This is a genomic window from Duganella levis (assembly GCF_009857605.1).
Taxonomy (GTDB): domain Bacteria; phylum Pseudomonadota; class Gammaproteobacteria; order Burkholderiales; family Burkholderiaceae_D; genus Rugamonas; species Rugamonas levis.
On sequence record NZ_WWCT01000001.1, the window covers coordinates 105898 to 125369 of the forward strand.

The 19472-nt window shown below is 63.6% G+C and carries 12 protein-coding genes; 7 read left to right on the forward strand and 5 right to left on the reverse strand.

Going from position 1 to position 19472, the window contains the following annotated elements; genetic code table 11:
* Positions 1 to 11: 11 nt before the first annotated feature.
* Positions 12 to 980: a GlxA family transcriptional regulator gene (locus GTP69_RS00545; protein ID WP_161053044.1), complete on the reverse strand. Its 969-nt coding sequence runs from the start codon at positions 978 to 980 to the stop codon at positions 12 to 14.
* A gap of 307 nt (positions 981 to 1287) precedes the next feature.
* Here GTP69_RS00545 and proV point away from each other — a divergent pair, with 307 nt between their 5' ends.
* From proV to GTP69_RS00570, 4 genes are all read left to right on the forward strand, one after another.
* On the forward strand, positions 1288 to 2523 hold the full coding sequence (gene proV / locus GTP69_RS00550) for a glycine betaine/L-proline ABC transporter ATP-binding protein ProV (RefSeq protein ID WP_161053045.1): 1236 nt from the start codon (positions 1288 to 1290) through the stop codon (positions 2521 to 2523).
* On the forward strand, positions 2520 to 4574 hold the full coding sequence (proX, locus tag GTP69_RS31795) for a glycine betaine/L-proline ABC transporter substrate-binding protein ProX (RefSeq protein ID WP_371867757.1): 2055 nt from the start codon (positions 2520 to 2522) through the stop codon (positions 4572 to 4574). The genes proV and proX overlap by 4 nt, the downstream gene beginning before the upstream one ends.
* A gap of 94 nt (positions 4575 to 4668) precedes the next feature.
* A complete protein-coding gene (locus GTP69_RS00565; protein ID WP_161053046.1) occupies positions 4669 to 6174 on the forward strand; it encodes a DASS family sodium-coupled anion symporter in 1506 nt (501 codons plus the stop codon).
* Between the two features lie 4 nt (positions 6175 to 6178).
* Complete coding sequence (locus GTP69_RS00570) at positions 6179 to 6919, forward strand: CPBP family intramembrane glutamic endopeptidase (RefSeq protein ID WP_161053047.1); 741 nt, start codon at positions 6179 to 6181, stop codon at positions 6917 to 6919.
* Here GTP69_RS00570 and GTP69_RS00575 read toward each other — a convergent pair.
* Positions 6884 to 8473 (reverse strand): aspartate-alanine antiporter-like transporter, encoded by a 1590-nt coding sequence (locus tag GTP69_RS00575; protein WP_161053048.1) that lies wholly within the window; start codon positions 8471 to 8473, stop codon positions 6884 to 6886. The genes GTP69_RS00570 and GTP69_RS00575 overlap by 36 nt on opposite strands.
* Positions 8474 to 8540: 67 nt before the next feature.
* Between GTP69_RS00575 and GTP69_RS00580 the strand changes: the two genes are divergently transcribed.
* Positions 8541 to 9536 (forward strand): 2-hydroxyacid dehydrogenase, encoded by a 996-nt coding sequence (locus GTP69_RS00580; protein ID WP_161053049.1) that lies wholly within the window; start codon positions 8541 to 8543, stop codon positions 9534 to 9536.
* Here GTP69_RS00580 and GTP69_RS00585 read toward each other — a convergent pair.
* Both GTP69_RS00585 and GTP69_RS00590 read right to left on the reverse strand, forming a co-directional pair.
* A complete protein-coding gene (locus GTP69_RS00585) occupies positions 9533 to 10237 on the reverse strand; it encodes an acid phosphatase (RefSeq protein WP_161053050.1) in 705 nt (234 codons plus the stop codon). The two genes, GTP69_RS00580 and GTP69_RS00585, sit on opposite strands and share 4 nt — an antisense overlap.
* Positions 10238 to 10254: 17 nt before the next feature.
* Complete coding sequence (locus GTP69_RS00590; protein ID WP_161053051.1) at positions 10255 to 12468, reverse strand: TonB-dependent receptor; 2214 nt, start codon at positions 12466 to 12468, stop codon at positions 10255 to 10257.
* A 269-nt stretch (positions 12469 to 12737) separates the two neighbouring features.
* Between GTP69_RS00590 and GTP69_RS00595 the strand changes: the two genes are divergently transcribed.
* Positions 12738 to 14861: a TonB-dependent receptor gene (locus tag GTP69_RS00595; RefSeq protein WP_229260741.1), complete on the forward strand. Its 2124-nt coding sequence runs from the start codon at positions 12738 to 12740 to the stop codon at positions 14859 to 14861.
* 59 nt (positions 14862 to 14920) lie between these two features.
* On the opposite strand, the gene GTP69_RS00600 is transcribed toward GTP69_RS00595, so the two are convergent.
* Positions 14921 to 16744, reverse strand: coding sequence for a beta-L-arabinofuranosidase domain-containing protein (locus GTP69_RS00600; protein WP_161053053.1), 1824 nt, complete (start codon positions 16742 to 16744; stop codon positions 14921 to 14923).
* 262 nt (positions 16745 to 17006) lie between these two features.
* On the opposite strand from GTP69_RS00600, the gene GTP69_RS00605 reads away from it, so the two are divergent.
* A complete protein-coding gene (locus tag GTP69_RS00605; protein WP_161053054.1) occupies positions 17007 to 19466 on the forward strand; it encodes a TonB-dependent siderophore receptor in 2460 nt (819 codons plus the stop codon).
* The last annotated feature ends 6 nt before the right edge of the window (positions 19467 to 19472 follow it).

Genomic DNA, 19472 nt, shown 5'->3' on the forward strand with positions numbered 1-19472 from the left:
CCCGAAAGACGTCAAGCGTCAGGCGCAGGGGAGCGGAAACGTTCGCGATAAGCCTTGGGTGTGGTATCCAGCTGGCGCGAAAAAATCAGCCGCATCTTTTCGGCGGTGTTGAAGCCGCAGCGGAAGGCGACGGTTTTCAGCGGCACGTCGGTCTCTTCCAGCAGCTTGCGGGCGAAGTCAATCCGCACCTGGTCGACAAACACCGACGGCGTAACGTGGGCGTGCTTGGCAAACGCGCGCGAGAACGTTCGGCGGCTAACGCCTACCGCGTCGGCGATCTCTTCAATGCTGAGCGGCTCGGTGATGTGGTCGGTGACGTATTTCAGCACCCGCGCCACCAGCGAGTCCTGGTCCGGACCGACGGCCAGGTACGGGCTGTACTGCGACTGGCCGCCGTCGCGACGGATGTAGACGATCAGCCGCTTGGCCACCTTGAGCGCCAGTTCATGGCCCCAATCCTCGGCCACCAGCGCCAGGCACAGATCGATGCCGGCGCTGACGCCGCCGCAGGTGAACAGGTTGCCGTCGCGGACAAAGATCTTGTCAGGCCGGACGATGGAGGAGGGGAACTGCGCCACCAGCCGTTCGGCGTGATCCCAGTGGGTGGTGATTTCGCGGCCGTCCAGCAGGCGCGCGTGGCCCAGCAAGAATACGCCATTGCAGATGGCGCCGAAGCGCTTGGCGCGGCGCGCATGCAGGTTGAGCCAGTCGGCCAGCGCCGCCGCCGGGCGATAGTCCTGATAGCGCGGCCCGCCGGCCACCAGCAGCAGATCGCTGTCCGCGTGAAAATTCAGGTAGTCGTAATGGACCTTGAAATCCATGCCGCTGGAACTGGTCACGCCGTCCGGCCGCTCACCGACCAGCGTGGTTTGATAGTGGTCCTTCTTTGGCAAAAAGCGGTTTGCCTCGGCAAACACATCCAACGGCGCCGCCACATCCAGCGCCTGCACCCCGTCCAGCATGACCAGCGTAACCTTCATTTTTATCCAATATTTTGCACTGCTATGTTCGCTGGCGAACATTGTCTACGCATTTCAATCTGGAAAGTCAATGGACTTCTGTAAGGGTTTCAAGTATAATTGATGCGTTTTTACAACATTCATGGGCCAAGCGCCCACCCCAGCGTGGCTAACAGTCCTGAGCCCCAGCTTCTTTTGGCACGCATTTGACATTCCGGCATACCGGCTCCGCTCCGGTCACCCTTGTCCTTTATCCCGCTGATTCCCATCGCAGGCTTACGGCCAGCGAGGTTTCATTCCATTCGCCAAAACGAAGGAGAACCACATCGTGGCTAAACAAATCATTATTGACCAGGTCTTTAAAGTATTCGGCGACCAGCCGGAACAGGCACTGGCGCTGGTCCGCAAAGGCGCCAGCAAACAAGACATTCTTGCCCAGACAGAATGCACCATCGGCGTGTTCGACGCCACCTTTACCATTGAAGCCGGCGAGATCTTCGTCATCATGGGCCTGTCCGGTTCGGGCAAGTCGACCCTGGTGCGCATGCTCAACCGCCTGATCGAGCCGACCGCCGGCCGCATCCTGATCGACGGCAACGACATCAACACGCTGCCGGACGCGCAGCTGCGCGCCTTGCGCCGCAAGGACATCAGCATGGTGTTCCAGTCGTTCGCGCTGCTGCCGCAAATTACCGTGCTCGACAACACCGCCTTCGGCATGGAACTGGCCGGCATGCCGAAAGCCGAGCGCCACGCGCTGGCGCGGCAGGCGCTGGAACAGGTTGGCCTGGCCGCCTATGCCGGCAGCTATCCCGATGAATTATCCGGCGGCATGCAGCAACGCGTCGGCCTGGCGCGCGCGCTGGCGTGCGATCCATCGATCCTGCTGATGGATGAGGCTTTCTCCGCGCTGGACCCGATCATGCGCACCGAAATGCAATCGGAACTGCTGCGCCTACAACAGATCAAGCGCCGCACCATCGTCTTCATTTCGCATGACCTTGATGAAGCCATGCGCATCGGCGACCGCGTCGCCATCATGAAGGACGGCCATGTGGTGCAAGTGGGCACGCCGGAAGAAATCTTGCGCAAGCCGGCCAACGATTACGTGCGCAGCTTTGTGCGCGGGGTCGATGCCGCCGCCGTCTTCAAGGCCAGCGATATTGCCCGCAAGAGCCAGATCGTGGTGTCGGAGTCGCCAACGCGCGGTGCGCGGGCGGCCTTGTCGATGCTGGAAGAGCAGGACCGCAGCTACGCCTATGTGGTCGATCCCAAGCGTAAATTCCTCGGCCTGGTGTCGGCCGATTCGCTGCGTGGCGCGCTGGATGGACACACCGGTCCGCTGGGCCTGGCCCATGCGTATCTGCCGGAAGTGCAGTCGATCAACGCCAACGATCCTGTTGCCGGCCTGTTCGGCCAGGTGGCGCAGCTGCCTTACGCCGTCCCTGTGGTGGCCGATGATGGCAGCTTCCACGGCGCGATCAGCAGGACCACCTTGCTGAAGTTCCTCGACCGCGATACGCCCGCCATTGCCGAGCCACAAACACAGAAAGGACTCGCATGAATCCAAGCACCGTTAACGCCGTAGAACCTGTTGTTGAGCACGCTGCTCAGGTCAACCCATGGCTGCCATCTGCGCCGGCCGACACCGCCTGGCTTGACGCCGCCAAACCGGCCGTCGCCCCCGAGCACGCCGGCGGCTTGCACCTGACACAAATTTTTGACGGCGCGCTGCCGCTGGAATCCTGGATCAATCAAGGCCTGGGCTGGGTCGTGTCGCATTGCCGTCCATTCTTCCAGACCGTGCGGGCGCCAATCGACGCCACGCTGAACGGCGTCGGCGCCTTGCTGCTGGCGGCGCCGTCGCTGATGGTCATCGCCATTATCGGCCTGCTGGCCTGGCAGTTCACCAGCCGCGCGCTGGCGGTCGGCACCGTGCTGGCGCTGCTGGTGGTATCCATGCTGGGCGTGTGGCCGGAAGCCATGATCACCTTGTCGCTGGTGCTGACTTCGCTAGCGTTCTGTTTGCTGATCGGCCTGCCGCTAGGGATCTTCCTGGCCAGCAGCGACCGCGCGCAGAACATCCTGCGGCCGCTGTTGGACGCGATGCAGACCACGCCGGCCTTTGTGTACCTGGTGCCGGTGGTGATGCTGTTCGGCATCGGCAATGCGCCGGGCGTGATCGTTACCATTATCTTTGCGCTGGCGCCGCTGGTGCGCCTGACCAATCTTGGCATACGCCAGGTGCGTCCGGACCTGATCGAAGCGGCACGCGCCTATGGTGCGTCGCCGTGGCAGTTGCTGACCCGCGTGCAGTTTCCGCTGGCCATGCCGTCGATTATGGCCGGCATCAACCAGTCGCTGATGCTGTCGTTATCGATGGTGGTGATCGCTTCCATGATTGCGGTAGGCGGCCTGGGCCAGATGGTGTTGCGCGGTATCGGCCGGCTGGATATGGGCCTGGCCACCGTCGGCGGACTGGGCATCGTGCTGCTGGCCATCACGCTGGACCGTCTGACGCAAGCGATGGGACAACCGCGTCGCGGCGTGCGTCACTGGTATCAGACCGGCCCGGCCGGCCTGATCCTGCGCTTGGTGCGCAACGGCCCGGTACGCGGCCAGTTCCAATGGCTGTCGATGCTGGCGCTGTGCGTGCTGGTGCTGACAACCAGCCTGGCCATGGCGCAAACGCCGGACGACAGCCTGCCCGGCAAGGGCATCAAGGTGCAGGCGCTGCAAAGCTCGATCGCCGAAGAAACCTTCCAGACCATGCTGGTCGACCGCGCGCTGGAAAAGCTGGGCTACGAGCCGCAGCCGATCAAGGAAGTCGACTATCCGGCCGCGCATATCGCCATCGCCAATGGCGACGCCACCTTCCTCGCGGTGCACTGGGACCCTTTGCACCAGGACTATTACAACAACGCCGGCGGCGACGCCAAGCTGCTGCGCACCGGCCAGTACGCCGGTCCAGCCGCGCAAGGCTATATGATCGACAAAGCCACGGCCGACAAGTACAACATCACCAATATCGAGCAGTTGCGCGATCCCGGCCTGGCCAAGCTGTTCGACCACGACGGCGACGGCAAGGCCGACCTGACCGGCTGCAATCCCGGCTGGGGCTGCGAGGCGATGATCGAAAACCATCTGGACGCCTACCAGTTGCGCGCCACGGTCAAGCACGTGCAGGGCAGCTATGCGGCCCTGATGGCCGACACCATCGGCCGCCACCAGCGTGGCGAACCGATCCTGTACTACACGTGGACGCCATACTGGGTGAGCGGGGTGCTGGTGCCGGGCAAGGACGTGGTCTGGCTGCAAGTGCCGTTCTCGTCCAATCCGCAGCACACCAGCACGCGGATGGATGACGGCAGCGACTATGGCTTTGCGGTCAACACCACGCGCATCGTGGTCAACCGCGCATGGGCCGAGCAGAATCCGGCCGCCGTCAAACTGTTTGAGGTAATGCGCCTGCCGATTGCCGACATCAGTGCGCAAAACCAGCGCATGCGCGACGGCGAAAACTCGCAGGCCGACATCGCCCGCCATACCGACGGCTGGATCAAATACCACCAGCAGCTGTTCGATAGCTGGATCGCGCAGGCGCTGCATCGCTAAGATCAAGCGCCTGGATCAAGTAACGGCGTAAATATTGCCTATTAAACATTTCACTCCTGTATGATTTGATGATCTTGTGAGTGAAAGGTTGTCCATGCTGTCCAAGCTGTCTGCCATGTTCCGCTACTTCAATAGCGCCGTGCCGTTTCGTCTGGTGCCGGCGCTGATTGCCACCGCTGTCCTGTTTGTATTGCTGGCGCTGCCTTGTCCCGCCGGCCTCGATCCCAAGGCTTGGGCGCTGGTGGCGATCTTTCTCACCACGATTGTCGCCATCATCCTCAAGGTCATGCCGATTGGCGTGATGGCGCTGATGGCGATCGTCATCGTCGCGTTGTCGCAAGTCACCTCCAACTCATCCAAGGGCGCGATTACCGATGCGCTGAGCAGCTTCGCCAGCCCGCTGATCTGGCTGATCGTGGTGGCCGTGCTGATCTCGCGCGGCCTCAAGAAAACCGGGCTGGGTAGTCGCATCGGCCTGATCTTCATCGCCATGCTGGGCAAGCGCACCATCGGCATCGGTTACGGCCTGACGGTGTGCGAACTGGTGCTGGCGCCGTTCACGCCGAGCAATACAGCGCGCGGCGGCGGCATCGTCCACCCGATCATGAAGTCGATCGCCAATGCCTTCGACTCCGATCCCGCCAAGGGCACGGAAGGCAAGGTCGGCACCTATCTGGCGCTGGTCAACTACCACGCCAATCCCATTACTTCCGCCATGTTCCTCACCGCCACCGCGCCGAATCCGCTGGTGGTGGACTTCGTCGCCAAGGCCAGCAACCAGAGCTTTCATCTGAGCTGGACCACCTGGGCGCTGTGCATGCTGCTGCCGGGGCTGGTCTGCCTGCTGCTGATGCCACTGGTGATCTACCTGCTGTCGCCGCCACAACTGAAAGCGACGCCGGACGCGGTGCAATACGCGCGCGGCGAACTGGATCGCATGGGACCGCTGGCGCCGAAAGAGAAAGTCATGCTCGGCACCTTCGGCCTGCTGCTGGTGTTGTGGGCCAATGTGCCGGCCATGATCCTCGGCCCGGCCTGGACGCTGGACCCGACCGTGGTTGCCTTTCTCGGCCTGTTTGTGCTGATCATTACCGGCACGCTGGACTGGGACGATGTGCTATCCGAAAAAAGCGCCTGGGATACGCTGATCTGGTTCGGCGCGCTGGTCATGCTGGCCGAGCAATTGAACAAGCTGGGCGTGATCGGCTGGGCCGCGCTGGCGATGAAGGATGCCATCGTCGCCAGCGGCATGGGGTGGCTGCCGGTGGCCACCGTGCTGCTGCTGGCCTTCGTCTTCTCGCACTACCTGTTCGCCAGCACCACCGCCCACATCAGCGCCATGCTGTTCGCCTTCCTGTCGGTCGGCGCGCAGCTACTGCCGCCGCAATACCTGGTGCCATTCCTGCTGCTGATGACGGCCGGCTCGGCCATCATGATGACGTTGACCCATTACGCCACCGGCACCTCGCCGATCATCTTCGGCAGCGGCTACGTCACCATGGGCAACTGGTGGCGCGTCGGCTTTGTCATGTGCGTGCTGGAATTGCTGGTGTTTGCCGTGGTCGGCGGCGCCTGGTGGAAACTGCTGGGCTACTGGTGAACCGATGAAAAAAATCCATATCACCTTGCCGCTGGCGCTGATCGTGCTGGCGGTCTGGCTGGGTTTGACGCTGGGCCTGGTTCAGCTGCAAGCCGGCGGCATCGGGCTGTCCTGGCTGCTGGCGGCGCTGTTTGCCTTGCTGGTCTCGCTGGCCGGCAACGAGCGGCGTACCAGTGGCCTGCACGCGCCATCGCCTTCGCGCTCTTGGTGGCTGGTCTCGCCGCCATTGCTGTATTCGCTGCTGATGCTGGTGGTGGCGTGGGCCGGCGGCTGGCCGCCGCCCAAGGCGCTGCTACTGGTGGCCGGCAACGCGGCGCTGGTGGCGCTGTCGGAAGAATTGATGTTCCGCGCCATCCTGCTGCAAGGCTTGCTTGACCGTTACGCCATCTGGCCTGCCGTGTTGCTGTCGTCGGCGCTGTTCGGCGTGGTGCACACGGCCAACGGCCTGGCCACGGGCGACCTTGGCGGCGCGTTGTGGCAGGCCACGGCGGCCTTCCTGCAAGGGATCGTCTATGCGGCGATACGCCTGCGCACCCGTTCAGTGTGGCCGATGATGGTGGTGCACGGCGTGTGGGACTTTGCGCTGGTGTCGTCGATACAGGGCGCCACGGCGGGCGACGAGGCGTCGATATTGCCGTACGCGGCGCTGCTGGCCGTGCTGCCGCTGTGCCTGTACGGCGTGTACCTGCTGCGCGGCAGCCAGCGCGCGCTACTGGGCCAGAATGCCTACCAGTTGAACCAGTAAAATCTTCAGCACCGTCATCGACGGGAAGATCATGGCGTAGCCGACATCCGGCCGGTCGGTGGGGGCGATGCGGTTGGCAAACGCCAGGATGGCCGGATTGCCGGTGGCGCCGGCCACAATCCCTGCCACGCTGTCGAACGGTAGGCGGAACACCGCCAGCGCCACCAGCATGGTGACGATCACCATCACCGAAACGATGGCGCTGCCCAGCAGCAGATACAGCATGCCGCTTTCCGCAAAGGTGGCGGCAAAAGTGGCGCCGGACGAAATACCGACCACCGCCAGAAACAAGGTCAGGCCGAAATTGCGCAACACCAGGTTGGCGGAGATCGGCATCGCCCACTGGAACATGCCGGTGCGGCGTTGACGCCCCAGCAGCAGCGCCACCAGCAACAGGCCGGCGAAGCCCAGCGACAAATGGCCCAGCAGCGGCAGCGGCCAGTGGATGGCGCCGAACGCCAGCCCCAGCGTGACGCCGACGCCAATGCTGAGATAGCTGATTTCGCCGGTGCCGCGCACCGAATCGCCAAACAGCTTGCGCAGCGCTGGGAAGCTGGCACGCGGCGCGAGGACGCCGATGCGGTCGCCGAATTCCAGCATGCGCTGCGGCGTCAGGTGCAGGTCGGCATCGGCGCGGCGCAGGTGCAGGATGCGGGCTTGCAGTTCCTCCGGGATCTGCAATTGCCCCAGTCGCAGGCCGGCGACGGCGGCGCTGGAAATGAAGAAACGTTCGTAGTCGAGATCCTTGCGGTCATGCACCATGCGGCCGGGATGCGCCGGGCCGAAGCGGGTCGCCACGTCGTGCAGCAGCGCGCTGTCGTTGCCGGCCACCAGCAGCACATCGTCGCGCTCCAGGCACATGCTGTCCTCGGCCACCAGGTTGTGATGGCCGCGGCGGATGGCGACGATGGAAATCCCGGCCGGCAAGCTGCGCGCGGCGGCGGCCAGCGTCATGCCGATCACGTAAAACTCGGTGACATCGATTTCCTCCACATGCAAGGCGGCCGGCGTGACGGCGGACAGGCGCGGCTTGCGCCAGGCGTTGTACAGGCCCAGCAGCAGGATCGGCACCGCCACGCCGATCGGGTAGGCCATTGAATAGCCGGTGGCCGGCGCGGCGCCGAATACCGCCAGCGCCGCTTGCAGCGCGGCCGTGCTGGTGCCGGCGCCGGCGAAGGCGCCCAGCGCGTGCGGCAGGTCGATGCCGGGCAGCCAGTGGGCCGCCGCCAGCGTCAGTCCCAGCGCGGCACCGACCGCGATCAGCGCCGCCAGGTTGGCTTTCATGCCTTCGGCCGTGGTCAGGCCACGAAAGAATTGCGCACCGTAGGCAATGCCGACGCCGTACAGGAACAGCAGCAGACCCAGGTTGCCCATCAGGCCGGGCAGCACCAGCTTGGGCGCCGCCGCGCCGACCGCCAGGCCGACAAACAGCACCGCGCCCGATCCCAGCGACAAGCCTTTGACGCTCACCGCGCCCAGCAAATAGCCGATGGCGATGGTGAGGAACAGGGCCAGCAATGGCTGGCCGGTAAGAAACGCGCTGATTTCGCTCATGGGCCAAAAGCTTTCGTTTAGAATATTGTTAACGGAATTCTAATTGAATAATGCGAAAGGGCGGAAAATGAAGACAGCCGTATTCAGCGCGCGCCGCTACGACAAGACCATGCTGGCGCGGGCCAATGCCGCCGCCGGTCATGAGTTGCGTTTCCTGGAAGACCGCTTGACCGTAGCCAGCGCACCGCTGGCTGCCGGTTGCGAGGCCGTGTGCGTGTTCGTCAACGACACCGTCGACGCCGACGTGCTGGCGATTCTGTCGCAGCTAGGCGTGCGGCTGGTGGCCACGCGTTCCACCGGCTACAACCAGATCGACGCCGCTGCTGCCGAGCGTCTCGGCATTGCCGTGGTGCGGGTGACCGACTATTCGCCGTACTCGGTGGCCGAGTTTGCCGTCGGCCTGCTGCTGGCGGTCAACCGCAAGATCGCCCGCGCCAGCTGGCGCACGCGCGAAGGCAACTTCGACCTCGACGGCCTGATGGGCTTCGACCTGCACGGCAAGACCGTGGGCGTGATCGGCACCGGCAAGATCGGCACCATTTTTGCGCGCATCCTGGGCGGCTTCGGCTGCACCTTGCTGGGCCACGACCGTTATCCATCGGCGGCGTTCGAGGCGCTGGGTGGCCGCTACGTGTCGGTGGATGAACTGCTGGCCAGCAGCGACGTGGTCTCGCTGCATTGCCCGCTGACCGAGGAGACGCGCCACATCGTCAACGCCGAATCGCTGGCGCGCGCCAAGCGCGGCAGCATCCTGGTTAACACCAGCCGCGGCGGCCTGGTCGATACCGAGGCTGCCACCGAGGCGCTGAAGACGGGCCAGCTGGGCGGGCTGGCGATCGACGTCTACGAGCAGGAAGCCAATCTGTTCTTCCAGGATCTGTCGTCCACCATTATTTGCGACGACGTGATCCAGCGCCTGGTGTCGTTCCCGAATGTGATCGTGACCGGCCACCAGGCGTTTTTCACGGAAGAGGCGATCGGCCAGATCATGCAGACCACCATCGACAGCATCAGCGCGTTCGAGCGGGGCGACGCGCTGGTGAACCGTATTCCGGCCGCTTAGTCGGCGGCAGGCAGATTCAGCTGACGGCGCAGTTCGACTTTGGCGGCTGCCAGTTCGGCCTGGTATTGCGGGTTGGTCTCCATCACCGCATGGGTGGTGTAGGCCAGCAGCTTGGAGGCGGCGATATCGCTCGGATAATGCACGCCGCATACCAGCCGGTTGTGGGCGTAGGCGTCTGCGCGCGCCAGAATCGCGTCACGCTGTTCCGGCACCATCTCCACCAGCGTCAGCGCGGCCAGGTAGCCGGCCGTGGCGTGGCCGCTTGGATACGAGTCGTCGATGGTCTTGGTCTTGCAGACCGGTTTCAGGCTCTTGTCCAGGTTGTAGGGACGGATGCGCTTGAAGGCTTGCTTGGCCGGATTGGCGTTGATGCCCTCGTCGTGCTTGACGCGCTTGCCGAAAGCGGTGGTCAGCGGCAGCGCCGCCGGATTGAATTTCTCGCCCAATACACCCCGGTAGATGAACAGCGATTCTTCCACATCGTCAGCCTTGGCCTGTGCTTCCTCGGCGCTGGTGCGGCTGGACTGGAGGCGGTGCAGCTCGGCCAGTTCGGCCTTGGTGATATCGGAATCGGCGGCCGGCGGCGTGTGCAGGATCAGTTGCGCATGGGTTTGCGCCGGACCTGCAAAAATCGGCTCGGCGGCAAAGGCTTGCTGCGTCAGCACGGCGCCAAGGGACAGCAGGAGGATGGAATATTTCATGGTCATGGCTTTCAGGTTTAGAAATCGATGGTGAGGGTGGCCGATACGCTGCGTTCAGGCAGCACCGTCAGCAGGTCGGCCGGCGACGGCGCGGCGCTGGAGCTGATCTTGGTGCCGGCGGACGCGACGTCGACAATGCTGTGACGGTTAAACAGGTTGTTGACGCCAATTTGCAGCTTGGCCAGCTTGGCGAACGGCGCCGGGTTTTTCAGGCGGTAGTTGATGAACAGGTTAGCCAGCGTCACCGGATCGATGCCGAACGCCTCGTGCGTGGAACCATTGTCCGCATAGGTCTTGCCGACGCGCTTGACGAACAGGCCGCCATTCCAGCCGCTGTGCTGGTAGTTCAGCGACAGCGTCTCGGTATCGCCCGGCGCGCCGGCAACCCACTTGCCAGTGTCGTACTTGGTGGTGCCGACGGTGGCGTTGGCGTACAGGCTGAAGCCGCCGCCCAGCATGACCGTGCCTTCCGCCTCCACGCCCTGGCTGATTTCCTTGCCGTTCAAGAAGTACACCGGTTCGCCCGTTACCGGGTCGGGCGACGACGAGTAAGGGCTGTCGAGGCGGATGCGGTAGACGTCGGCCGACAGGCTCAGACTGTCCGACTGCCATACCGTACCGGCCTGGGTGGTGGTGGACTTGGTGGCTTTCGGCACGGCGCCGACCTTGGCGCCGAGCGTATCGAACACGCCGGTCGACGGGATCTGGTCGCCGCGTGCGATTTGCGCATAGGCGGTCCAGGTCGGCGCGATCTGGTAATGCAGGTCCAGCGACGGTAGCGTGTCGGTGTACTTGACGCTGTTGTCGATATACGGCGCGCCGCCCGTGATGGTGCCGGTGGCCTTGTTGTACACGCCGCCCAGCGGTCCGACCGCGCCGCCGTTGTCCTGCAGGTGACGGAAGTCCTGCTTGTACGAGGCGTACTTGACGCCGGGCGTGATGCTCAGCGCCGGCGTCACGTGAAACTCATATTCCACGTACGGCTGGACGGTGGTGGTCTGGTAGGTTTCGCTGAAGTTCGGCGCGGCCTGGTTGACCCAGGTGCGCGGATCGCTCGGGATCTGGTAGCGGAAGCTCTTCGCGTAGTCGTACCAGACGCCGGTGCGCAGCACGCCCAGCGACGACTCCTGGCTCAGGCGCAGCAGATTGCCCTTGGTCAGGTAAGAGTTGAGCTTGTCGATGGCGCTGTTGGTGCTGATGACGGTGGTGCTGTTGTTGTAGTTCTGCTTGTTCCAGTAACGGTAGACATAGGCCTTGTCTTCCAGCTTCCAGCCACCGCCGAGGTTGCTGGTTACGCCGAGGTAGTTGAAGGCAGTCGAAATATCGTAGAAATTAAAACCCCAGTAGTTGCCCTTGGTCGGGTCGCCGCTCAGCAGGGTGTTGTAGTTGCCCTGTTCGACATTGGCGCGGGTCACGCCCTTGATGGCTGGCGTGTTGTTGGTCAGGTTCAGCCACGACGAGAATAGCGTGATGGCGGTGTCGTCGCTCAGCTGGTAGCGGTATTTGAGCGAGGCGGCGTCGCGCTTTTGCTTGTTGTAGGTCTGGTAGCCGTCGGACTTCATTTCCTGCACGTTGACCAGCAGGTTGGAGCTGCCGTTCGGGCCGAACTGGCCGGTCGCATGTTCGACGCCGATCAGCGAAGTGGCCCAGGTGCCGTAGGAGCCGGTGACGCTGGTGCGCTGCGTGTTGTCGAGGTCGCGCGACAGCAGGTTGATCGAGCCGCCATACGTGGCCTGGCCAATGGTGGCGGCCGAGCCGGGGCTGCGGTCAATCACCGCGCCGCCGGTGAACTGGCTCGGGAAGAACACCCAGGCGTGGTGGCTGACGCCGTTGGTGTCGTTGAACGGAATGCCGTCGAAAGCGATCACGCTGTTGCCGTCGGACAGGCCGCGCATGGTGGTCTTGTTGTCGCCCAGGCCGACGCCGTTGGAACTGTAGCTGAACATGCCGGGCGCCATTTGCAGTACCTGGCTGTAGTCGGCCACCGGCGAGGTGAAGTCTCGGACGAACTGGTCGCTGACTTCGGACAGCGCCGAGCGCGCATCCAGCGAGCCTTTCGACGGCGCGCTGGACGAGGCGGTATTCAGCGTCGAACGGATTTCCACCGTTTGCGTCGGGCCTGGCGCGTCGGCAGCGCCGTCGTCGGCTGCGTGTGCGAAGGCTGCTTGCAGCATGCCCGCCAACAGGGCGAGTGCGAAGCGCGGTGGAATCTTGAAGCCAGTGATGTACATAAAACGTCCTTTGCCTGGGGATGAAAAACAGCAGAGGTTAGTGAGGCTTTATGTCGGCTACATGACAAGCTTTCAATCAAAAAGCCGAGTGTGGTATTTCATTTCACATGCCCAAAATACCGCATTGTTTAACGTTGGCTTAATAGTCCCGGCGGCATGCTGGCGCGGCCAAGAGGGTGCCTAAATACAAACAAGTAAACGATTCTCATTTAGATTTGATGCTATGATGCCGGCAATATTGATATTTCCGACAACTTGAAATGCATCCCATGTATCCTGATTCCCGCATCTCCCGTATTGCGCTGGCCGGCCTGATCGGCATGCCGCTGGCGAGCTCCGTCATGGCCCAAACCGCCGACACGCCCGTGCAGACCGTCCTGGTCAGCGGGCAATCCGAGCCTGATTCCGGCGGGCAGATTGCCAAAAACGCCCACGCCGGCATGCTGGGCGACAAAAACCTGCTGGACACGCCGTTCAGCGTGGCCAGCTACACCAGTCAGCGCATGCTGGACCAGCAGGCGCTGACGCTGGCCGAAGTGCTGGCCGGCGATCCGTCGACCCGCTTCACCGGCCAGGTGGGCGGCGTCACCGATTCGTTTTTCATCCGCGGCTTTCCGCTCAATGAAGGCAACCTGAGCGAGGTCGCCTTCGACGGCGTGTATGGCGTGTCGCCCAACTACCACCTGTTCACCGAATACCTGGAAAGCGTGGAAATACTGAAAGGGCCGGCCGCGCTGCTGTACGGCATGTCGCCCAATGGCGGTGTCGGCGGCGTGGTGAATGCGGTGCCAAAACGCTCGCTGCCGCGCGACCTGACCCGCATGACGCTGGACTACGGCTCGTCTTCCCAGTTGGGCGCGGCGCTCGACGTCAGCCGCCGGTTTGGCGAGGAGCGCCGTTTCGGCATCCGCTTCAACGTCCTGCACCGCAGCGGCGACACGCCGCTGGACAACCAGACCTCGCGCGCCGAGGTGGCGGCGGTGTCGTTCGACTATCGCGGCCAGCGCACCCGCGCGTCGCTGGATATCGTCGAGCAGTATCAGTGGATCGATGCGCCGACGCGGCCGTTCCTGCTGGCCGCCGGCCTGGCGGTGCCGCAAGCGCCGGACGGCCGCCGCAATATCACCCAGCCATGGGGCTGGTGGAAGTCGAACGACCTGGCCACGCTGGGCAAGGTGGAATACGATCTCAACGATAACCTGACGGTCTTTGCCGACGCCGGTGGCACGCGCTCGGATGTGTCGCGCTATTCGGACCAGACGCTGACCATCCTCAACGCCGCCGGCGACATCACGGTGACGCCGATGAACTGGAAATTCCGTGTACGCCGTTCGACCGCCGACACCGGCCTGCGCGCGCGCTTCCGCACTGGCACTATCCAGCATGCGCTGGTGGTGAGCGGGAATGTCTATCACGACGAATTCGGCAGTATCAGCAATTCGGCCAAGGCGATCAACTCAAATATCTATGTGCCGGTTGTTGTCGCCGATACTGGGGTGCCGGCGCCGCTGCGGGTGCCGAAGCTGTCGGTTTCCACCTTGTCGAGCGCGGCGGTGGCCGATACACTGGAACTGCCGGACCAGCATGTCGAGCTGACGCTGGGTCTGCGCCGCCAGTTGGTGGAATCGAAAAACTACAGCGCCGCCACCGGTGCGCGCACCACCTACTACAAGCAGGGCGCGCTGACGCCGCTGGTCGGCGTGGTGTTCAAGCCGGAGCGCAATGTGTCGCTGTACGCCAACTACATCGAAGGCCTGAGCAAAGGCGATATCGCGCCGAATATCGCCACCAACGCCGGCCAGGTGTTCGCGCCGTACAAGAGCAAGCAATACGAAGTCGGCGCCAAGGCCGATCTGGGGGTGGCGCTGGCGACGGTGGCGGCGTTCCAGGTGAGCAAGCCGAGCGGCCAGTTGTACGGCGCTACCTACAGCATGGACAGCGAGCAGCGCAATCGGGGCGTGGAGTTGAACCTGTCCGGCGCCGCCAGCCGCGCCGTGCGCCTGCTGGCCGGCCTGACCTGGCTGGATGGCCGCCTGGTGAAGACCAACAGCGCTGCCACCATCGGCAAGCGGCCGGTGGGCGTGCCGGACGCCATGGCCAATCTGGGCGCCGAATGGGATCTGCCGTTCCAGCCGGGCCTGACCGCAACCGCCGCCGTCATCTACACCGGCAGACAGTATGTCGACCAGGCCAATGTCCAGGCGGTGCCGGCATGGACCAAAACCGACTTCGGCCTGCGCTACCGTACCGTCATCGCCGGCAAGGCGACCACGCTGCGCGGCGGCCTGATGAACGCATTCGACCGCCATTATTGGGGCGGGGTGGCGTCCTACGGCACCATCTCGCAGGCGGCGCCGCGCACCGTGCAGTTGTCGGCTGCCATCGACTGGTAGGCACGTGACCGATGCACGACAGCGCCGCTCAGGCCATCTCCAGCCTGTATGCCGACTGCTCACGCCAATGGGCGGTCGGTGTGCAATCGGCTATATAAGCGGTAACTTTCGTCGCCGATCGCCATAAACGGCTTGAGCTGGAACGGGCCGCTAGCGGTCGCGACCTGCCACGTCGATTGCGCGACGCGCTGCACGTTTAACAACTCTTCGCGCCGCATCCGTTCGGGAGCGGGCAGCAGCGGCAACAACACCAGCGGCCCGACCAGCAGCGCGGCGACTTCCGGATGGGCCGGGTTGATCGGTTCCAGTCGCGGCGCCATATCGAAGGTGATGTCGACCCGGTCTCCCGGCTGCCAGGTACGGTCGAGCGGCACGAAGGCGCCCGGACTGATCGCCCGTTCCAGCGGCTGGCCGTTGACCAGCACGCGGGTGCCTGGACCGGCCCACGCGGGCATCCGCAGCTGCATGGTGAAGCGGGTGGGGGCGGACGCGTGCACGGTCAGGCTGCTGGCAGGGGATAGGGGATAAGTGGTGCTCTGCTGCACGCTGACCTCGTGCGCCGCAACCCGCATCCGCACGCTGGATGGCACGTACAGGTTAACGTAAAGCATGTCCTCCTCATACAGATAGGCGCTGATCGCATAGTCCGCCGCCAACTGAATGAAGGTGCCCGAGCAGCAAGGCCAGGCTTCGCCGCGAAATACCTTGCGGGCGACATGCGCGTAATCGGCGTAGTAAAAAGTGCGGCCGTCTGCCTCGGTGGGCTTGGCGCCCAGAATGGTGTTGTAGAGTACCCGATCCATGCTGTCGCCATAGTGGCTTGACTTGGTAATCTGGAGCAAGCTGCGCGCGATTTTAAAATGGCCGTAGGCGCCGCACGGGGTCTCGAAGGAGCGGTGGGTGGCGTCCAGTGAGGCCGGCAGGGTTTCAGTGTCGTCCGCCGCCAGCAGTTCTTCATTCGGCCCCCAGCCGCCGGTGGCATACGATTGGGCCTGCACGAAGGCAAAACCATTCCGCGCGGCGTCCAGGTATTTGCGGTCACCCTGCACCAGGTAGGCTTGAATGGCGGAGTTCAAGGCATTGACATGGCTGTAGGCGTGTTTGCCCTGGAGCGGGCTGTGGCCGCTCGCCAGCGGGTCAAACAGGGCCTGGTCCTGCAGGTAGCGGGCGGCAAGATGGCGATAGCGCTCGCCCATGCCCGCCTGCCAGGCTAAAAATAAATGCTCCGGCAGCGTGTAGGGTTCGTCCCAGATTTCGGCTTCCTGCGTGTATGGCCTGGCCCGGCGCTCGTCGCGTGTCAGGGCTTTTTCGGGAAGAAACGGCATGACGATGTCGGTCAGATGGTCCAGGGTTGGTTTCGCCAGCGCGACCCCGGCATACTGATAGGCGTCGACCAGACCGATGACCAATTTGTCGTAGGTGTAGGCCGGCAGCGGATAGCCGGCAAAGAATAGTGGATGGATGGTCGCCGCATATTTCCGCACCAGGTCCGCGACCTTGCGCTGGATGGCGGCATCTCCTGACGCCGCGTAGCAGCGGGACAGTCCGGACAGGTACTGGCCAAAACTGTGGCCCGGGATGTAGCCATGCCAGTTGGCGCTGCCGTAGTCGCGGGCGTCAATATGAAAATCATCGGAAGCGTCATACCAGCCGCCCATGTCCTCTCCCGGCGCGGGCTGGCGCGCGCGAACGCGGAACGGCTTGAGCAGCTTATCGTCGCTGATCGACATGAACAGGCTGCGGTTATGGACCAGCTGTTCCAGCAAGCGGCTATCGCCCAACTGCACCTGTTGATAGCTGAACCTGTGCAGCGCTGGCTGTAGCGCCGGCCCTGCGGGTAACGCGCGGCCTGCGGCAGACGCTGGGCGACAAAGCAACATCATGGCCGCGCTGTGGCTCATGAAGTCACGACGGGAATAGCTTCTCACCATAGAAGACAGTCCGATAGGGAATAGTTTTGCAGCAGTAAATATTAGCATCGGGACCGTCGTCTGCGACGCCTTTAGCCGCCTACCGGCCTTGTTTAGCGAGCGATGACGCAACAGGGCGACTGCGGAGCGAAATATTTTTTCGGTGGAGGTTCCCTTTTGCCGCGCTGGCGTGTCAAGGCTGGTAATCATCAACTGACACGAAATGGATTTCAGCATGTTCGCATCACGTTTTCCTCTGCTACGCCCCTTGACCCTGTCCATTCACCTGGCTTGCATCGGGCTGGCGCTCGCCGGCGCTGCTGCGGCGCAGATGCCGGCTGCCGTCGCCGCCTCGCAGCGTTTCGACATTCCCGCCGGGCCGCTGGGCGTGGCTTTGCGCCAGTTTGCCGACAAGGCCAACATTCTGCTGTCGTCGGACGCGCGCCTGACGCAGGACAAGAACAGCCCCGGCCTGCACGCGGTGGCGACGCCGGCGCAGGGCTTGCAGCAGTTGCTGAGCGGTAGCGGCCTGGCGGCGGTGGCGCAGGCCGACGGCAGCTTCGTGCTCCGCGCGGCCGACGCCACCCCAGCGCCCGGTATCAAGTCTCCGGCGGCCGCCACGGAACCGGCGGTCATGGCGGAAGTGGTCGTACTGGGCGAGCGGTCGACACAAGCGGATGGCAGCTACCGTCCCGTACCCAGCAAATCCGCGCTGCACTCGGACATGAGCACGCTGGATGCGCCGCAGGTGCTGAACGTGGTGGCCGCCCAGGTCATCAGCGACCAGCGGCCGCGCAATCTGGACGACGCGCTGGCCAATGTCAGTGGCATCACCCAGGGCAACACGCTGGCCGGTACTCAGGACACCATCATGAAGCGTGGCTTCGGCGGCAACCGCGACGGCTCCATCATGCACAACGGCATGCCGCTAGTGCAGGGCAGGGGGATGAACGCCGCCGCCGAAAGCGTGGAAGTACTGAAAGGCCCGGCCTCGCTGTTGTACGGCATTATGGACCCGGGCGGCGTGGTCAACGTGGTTAGCAAGAAGCCGTTGCTGGAGCAGAGCACCAGCCTGTCGGTACTCGCTTCGACTTACGGTGACGGTAAGAACGGTGGCGGCGTCACGCTGGACAGTACCGGCGCCATCGGTACGGCCGGCCTGGCGTACCGCGTCATTGTCGATCACGTCAACGAAGACTACTGGCGCAATTTCGGCCGCCATCGCGAGACGCTGTTCGCGCCGTCGCTGGCCTGGTATGCCAAGGATACGCAGGTAGTGTTGTCGTACGAGCACCGACAGTTCCTGTACCCGTTTGATCGCGGCACGGCGCTCGACCCGCGCACCAATGCGCCGCTGGACATTCCGATCACGCGCCGCCTGGACGAGCCATTCAATGTGATGGATGGCCGCTCCGATCTCGGCCAACTGACCGTCGACCAGCAACTGAACAAGGAGTGGAAGGCCCACCTTGGCGTCAGCTACAACCGCGAAGTCTACGACGCCAACCAGCTGCGCGTGAATGGCGTCAACCTCAACACCGGCACGCTGGTGCGCAGCAACGACGCCACGCACGGCGCCATTTCCACCGACAGCTACGGCTTGTTCTACCTGCAAGGGTCGCTGAACCTGGCCGGCCTGCACCACGAAATGCAGATCGGTAGCGACATCGAATACCGCCGCATCTTCCGCGCCGACCTGCTGCGTCAGGCGACCACCAGCACCTTCTCGTACCTGAATCCGGTCTACGGCACCGAGGCGCCGTCGGCCACCGTATCTGCCAGTGACAGTGACCAGAGCGACCAGCTGCACGACAAATCGGTATTCGCGCAGGACAGCATCTACCTGACCGACCGCTGGATCGTTTCCGCCGGTGCGCGTTATCAGGACTACCAGCAGATCGCCGGCCGTGGCCGTCCATTCACGGCCAACACCAATACCGACAGTTCGAAGTGGCTGCCGAAAGCCGGCGTGGTGTACAAGCTGTCGCCGACCTGGTCCCTGTACGGCAGCTATACCGAATCGCTCAAGCCGGCATCGACCATCGCGCCGCTGAGCACCGGCGTGGTGATCGACTCGGCGGTGCTGCCGGAGCAGGCCAAGGCGTGGGAGGCGGGCGTCAAGCTGGCCAATCCGGCCGGTTTCTCGGGCAGCGTGGCGCTGTTCAATATCGACAAGAAGAATGTGCTGGTCTCGCAGTTCAACGACATCACCAAGCTGACCGACTGGCGCACCGCCGGCGCGGCCCGCGCGCGCGGGCTGGAGGCCGATATCTCGGGCCGCCTGAGCCGCAGTTGGAACCTGATCGGCAGCTACGCCTACACCGACGCCATCACCACCAAAGACCCGCTGTACCAAGGCTTTCGCCTGTGGAACGTAGCGCGCCAAACCGCCTCGCTGTCGGCTGCGTATGACGCCGGCGCGGTGTTCGGCGACGACAAGCTGCGTACCGGCATCGGCGCGCACTATGTCGGCAAGCGCGCCGGCGATTCGGCCAACAGCTTCATGTTGCCGGCCTATACGGTGGCCGACGGGTTCGCGACCTACGATACCCGTATCGGCGGCCGCAGCGTGCGCTTCCAGCTGAACGTCAAGAACCTGTTCGACCGCCACTACTACCCATCCAGCGTCAACAAGTACTTTGTCTCGGTGGGTGATGCGCGCCAGATTTCGCTGCTGACCACGCTGGACTTTTAAGGAGCC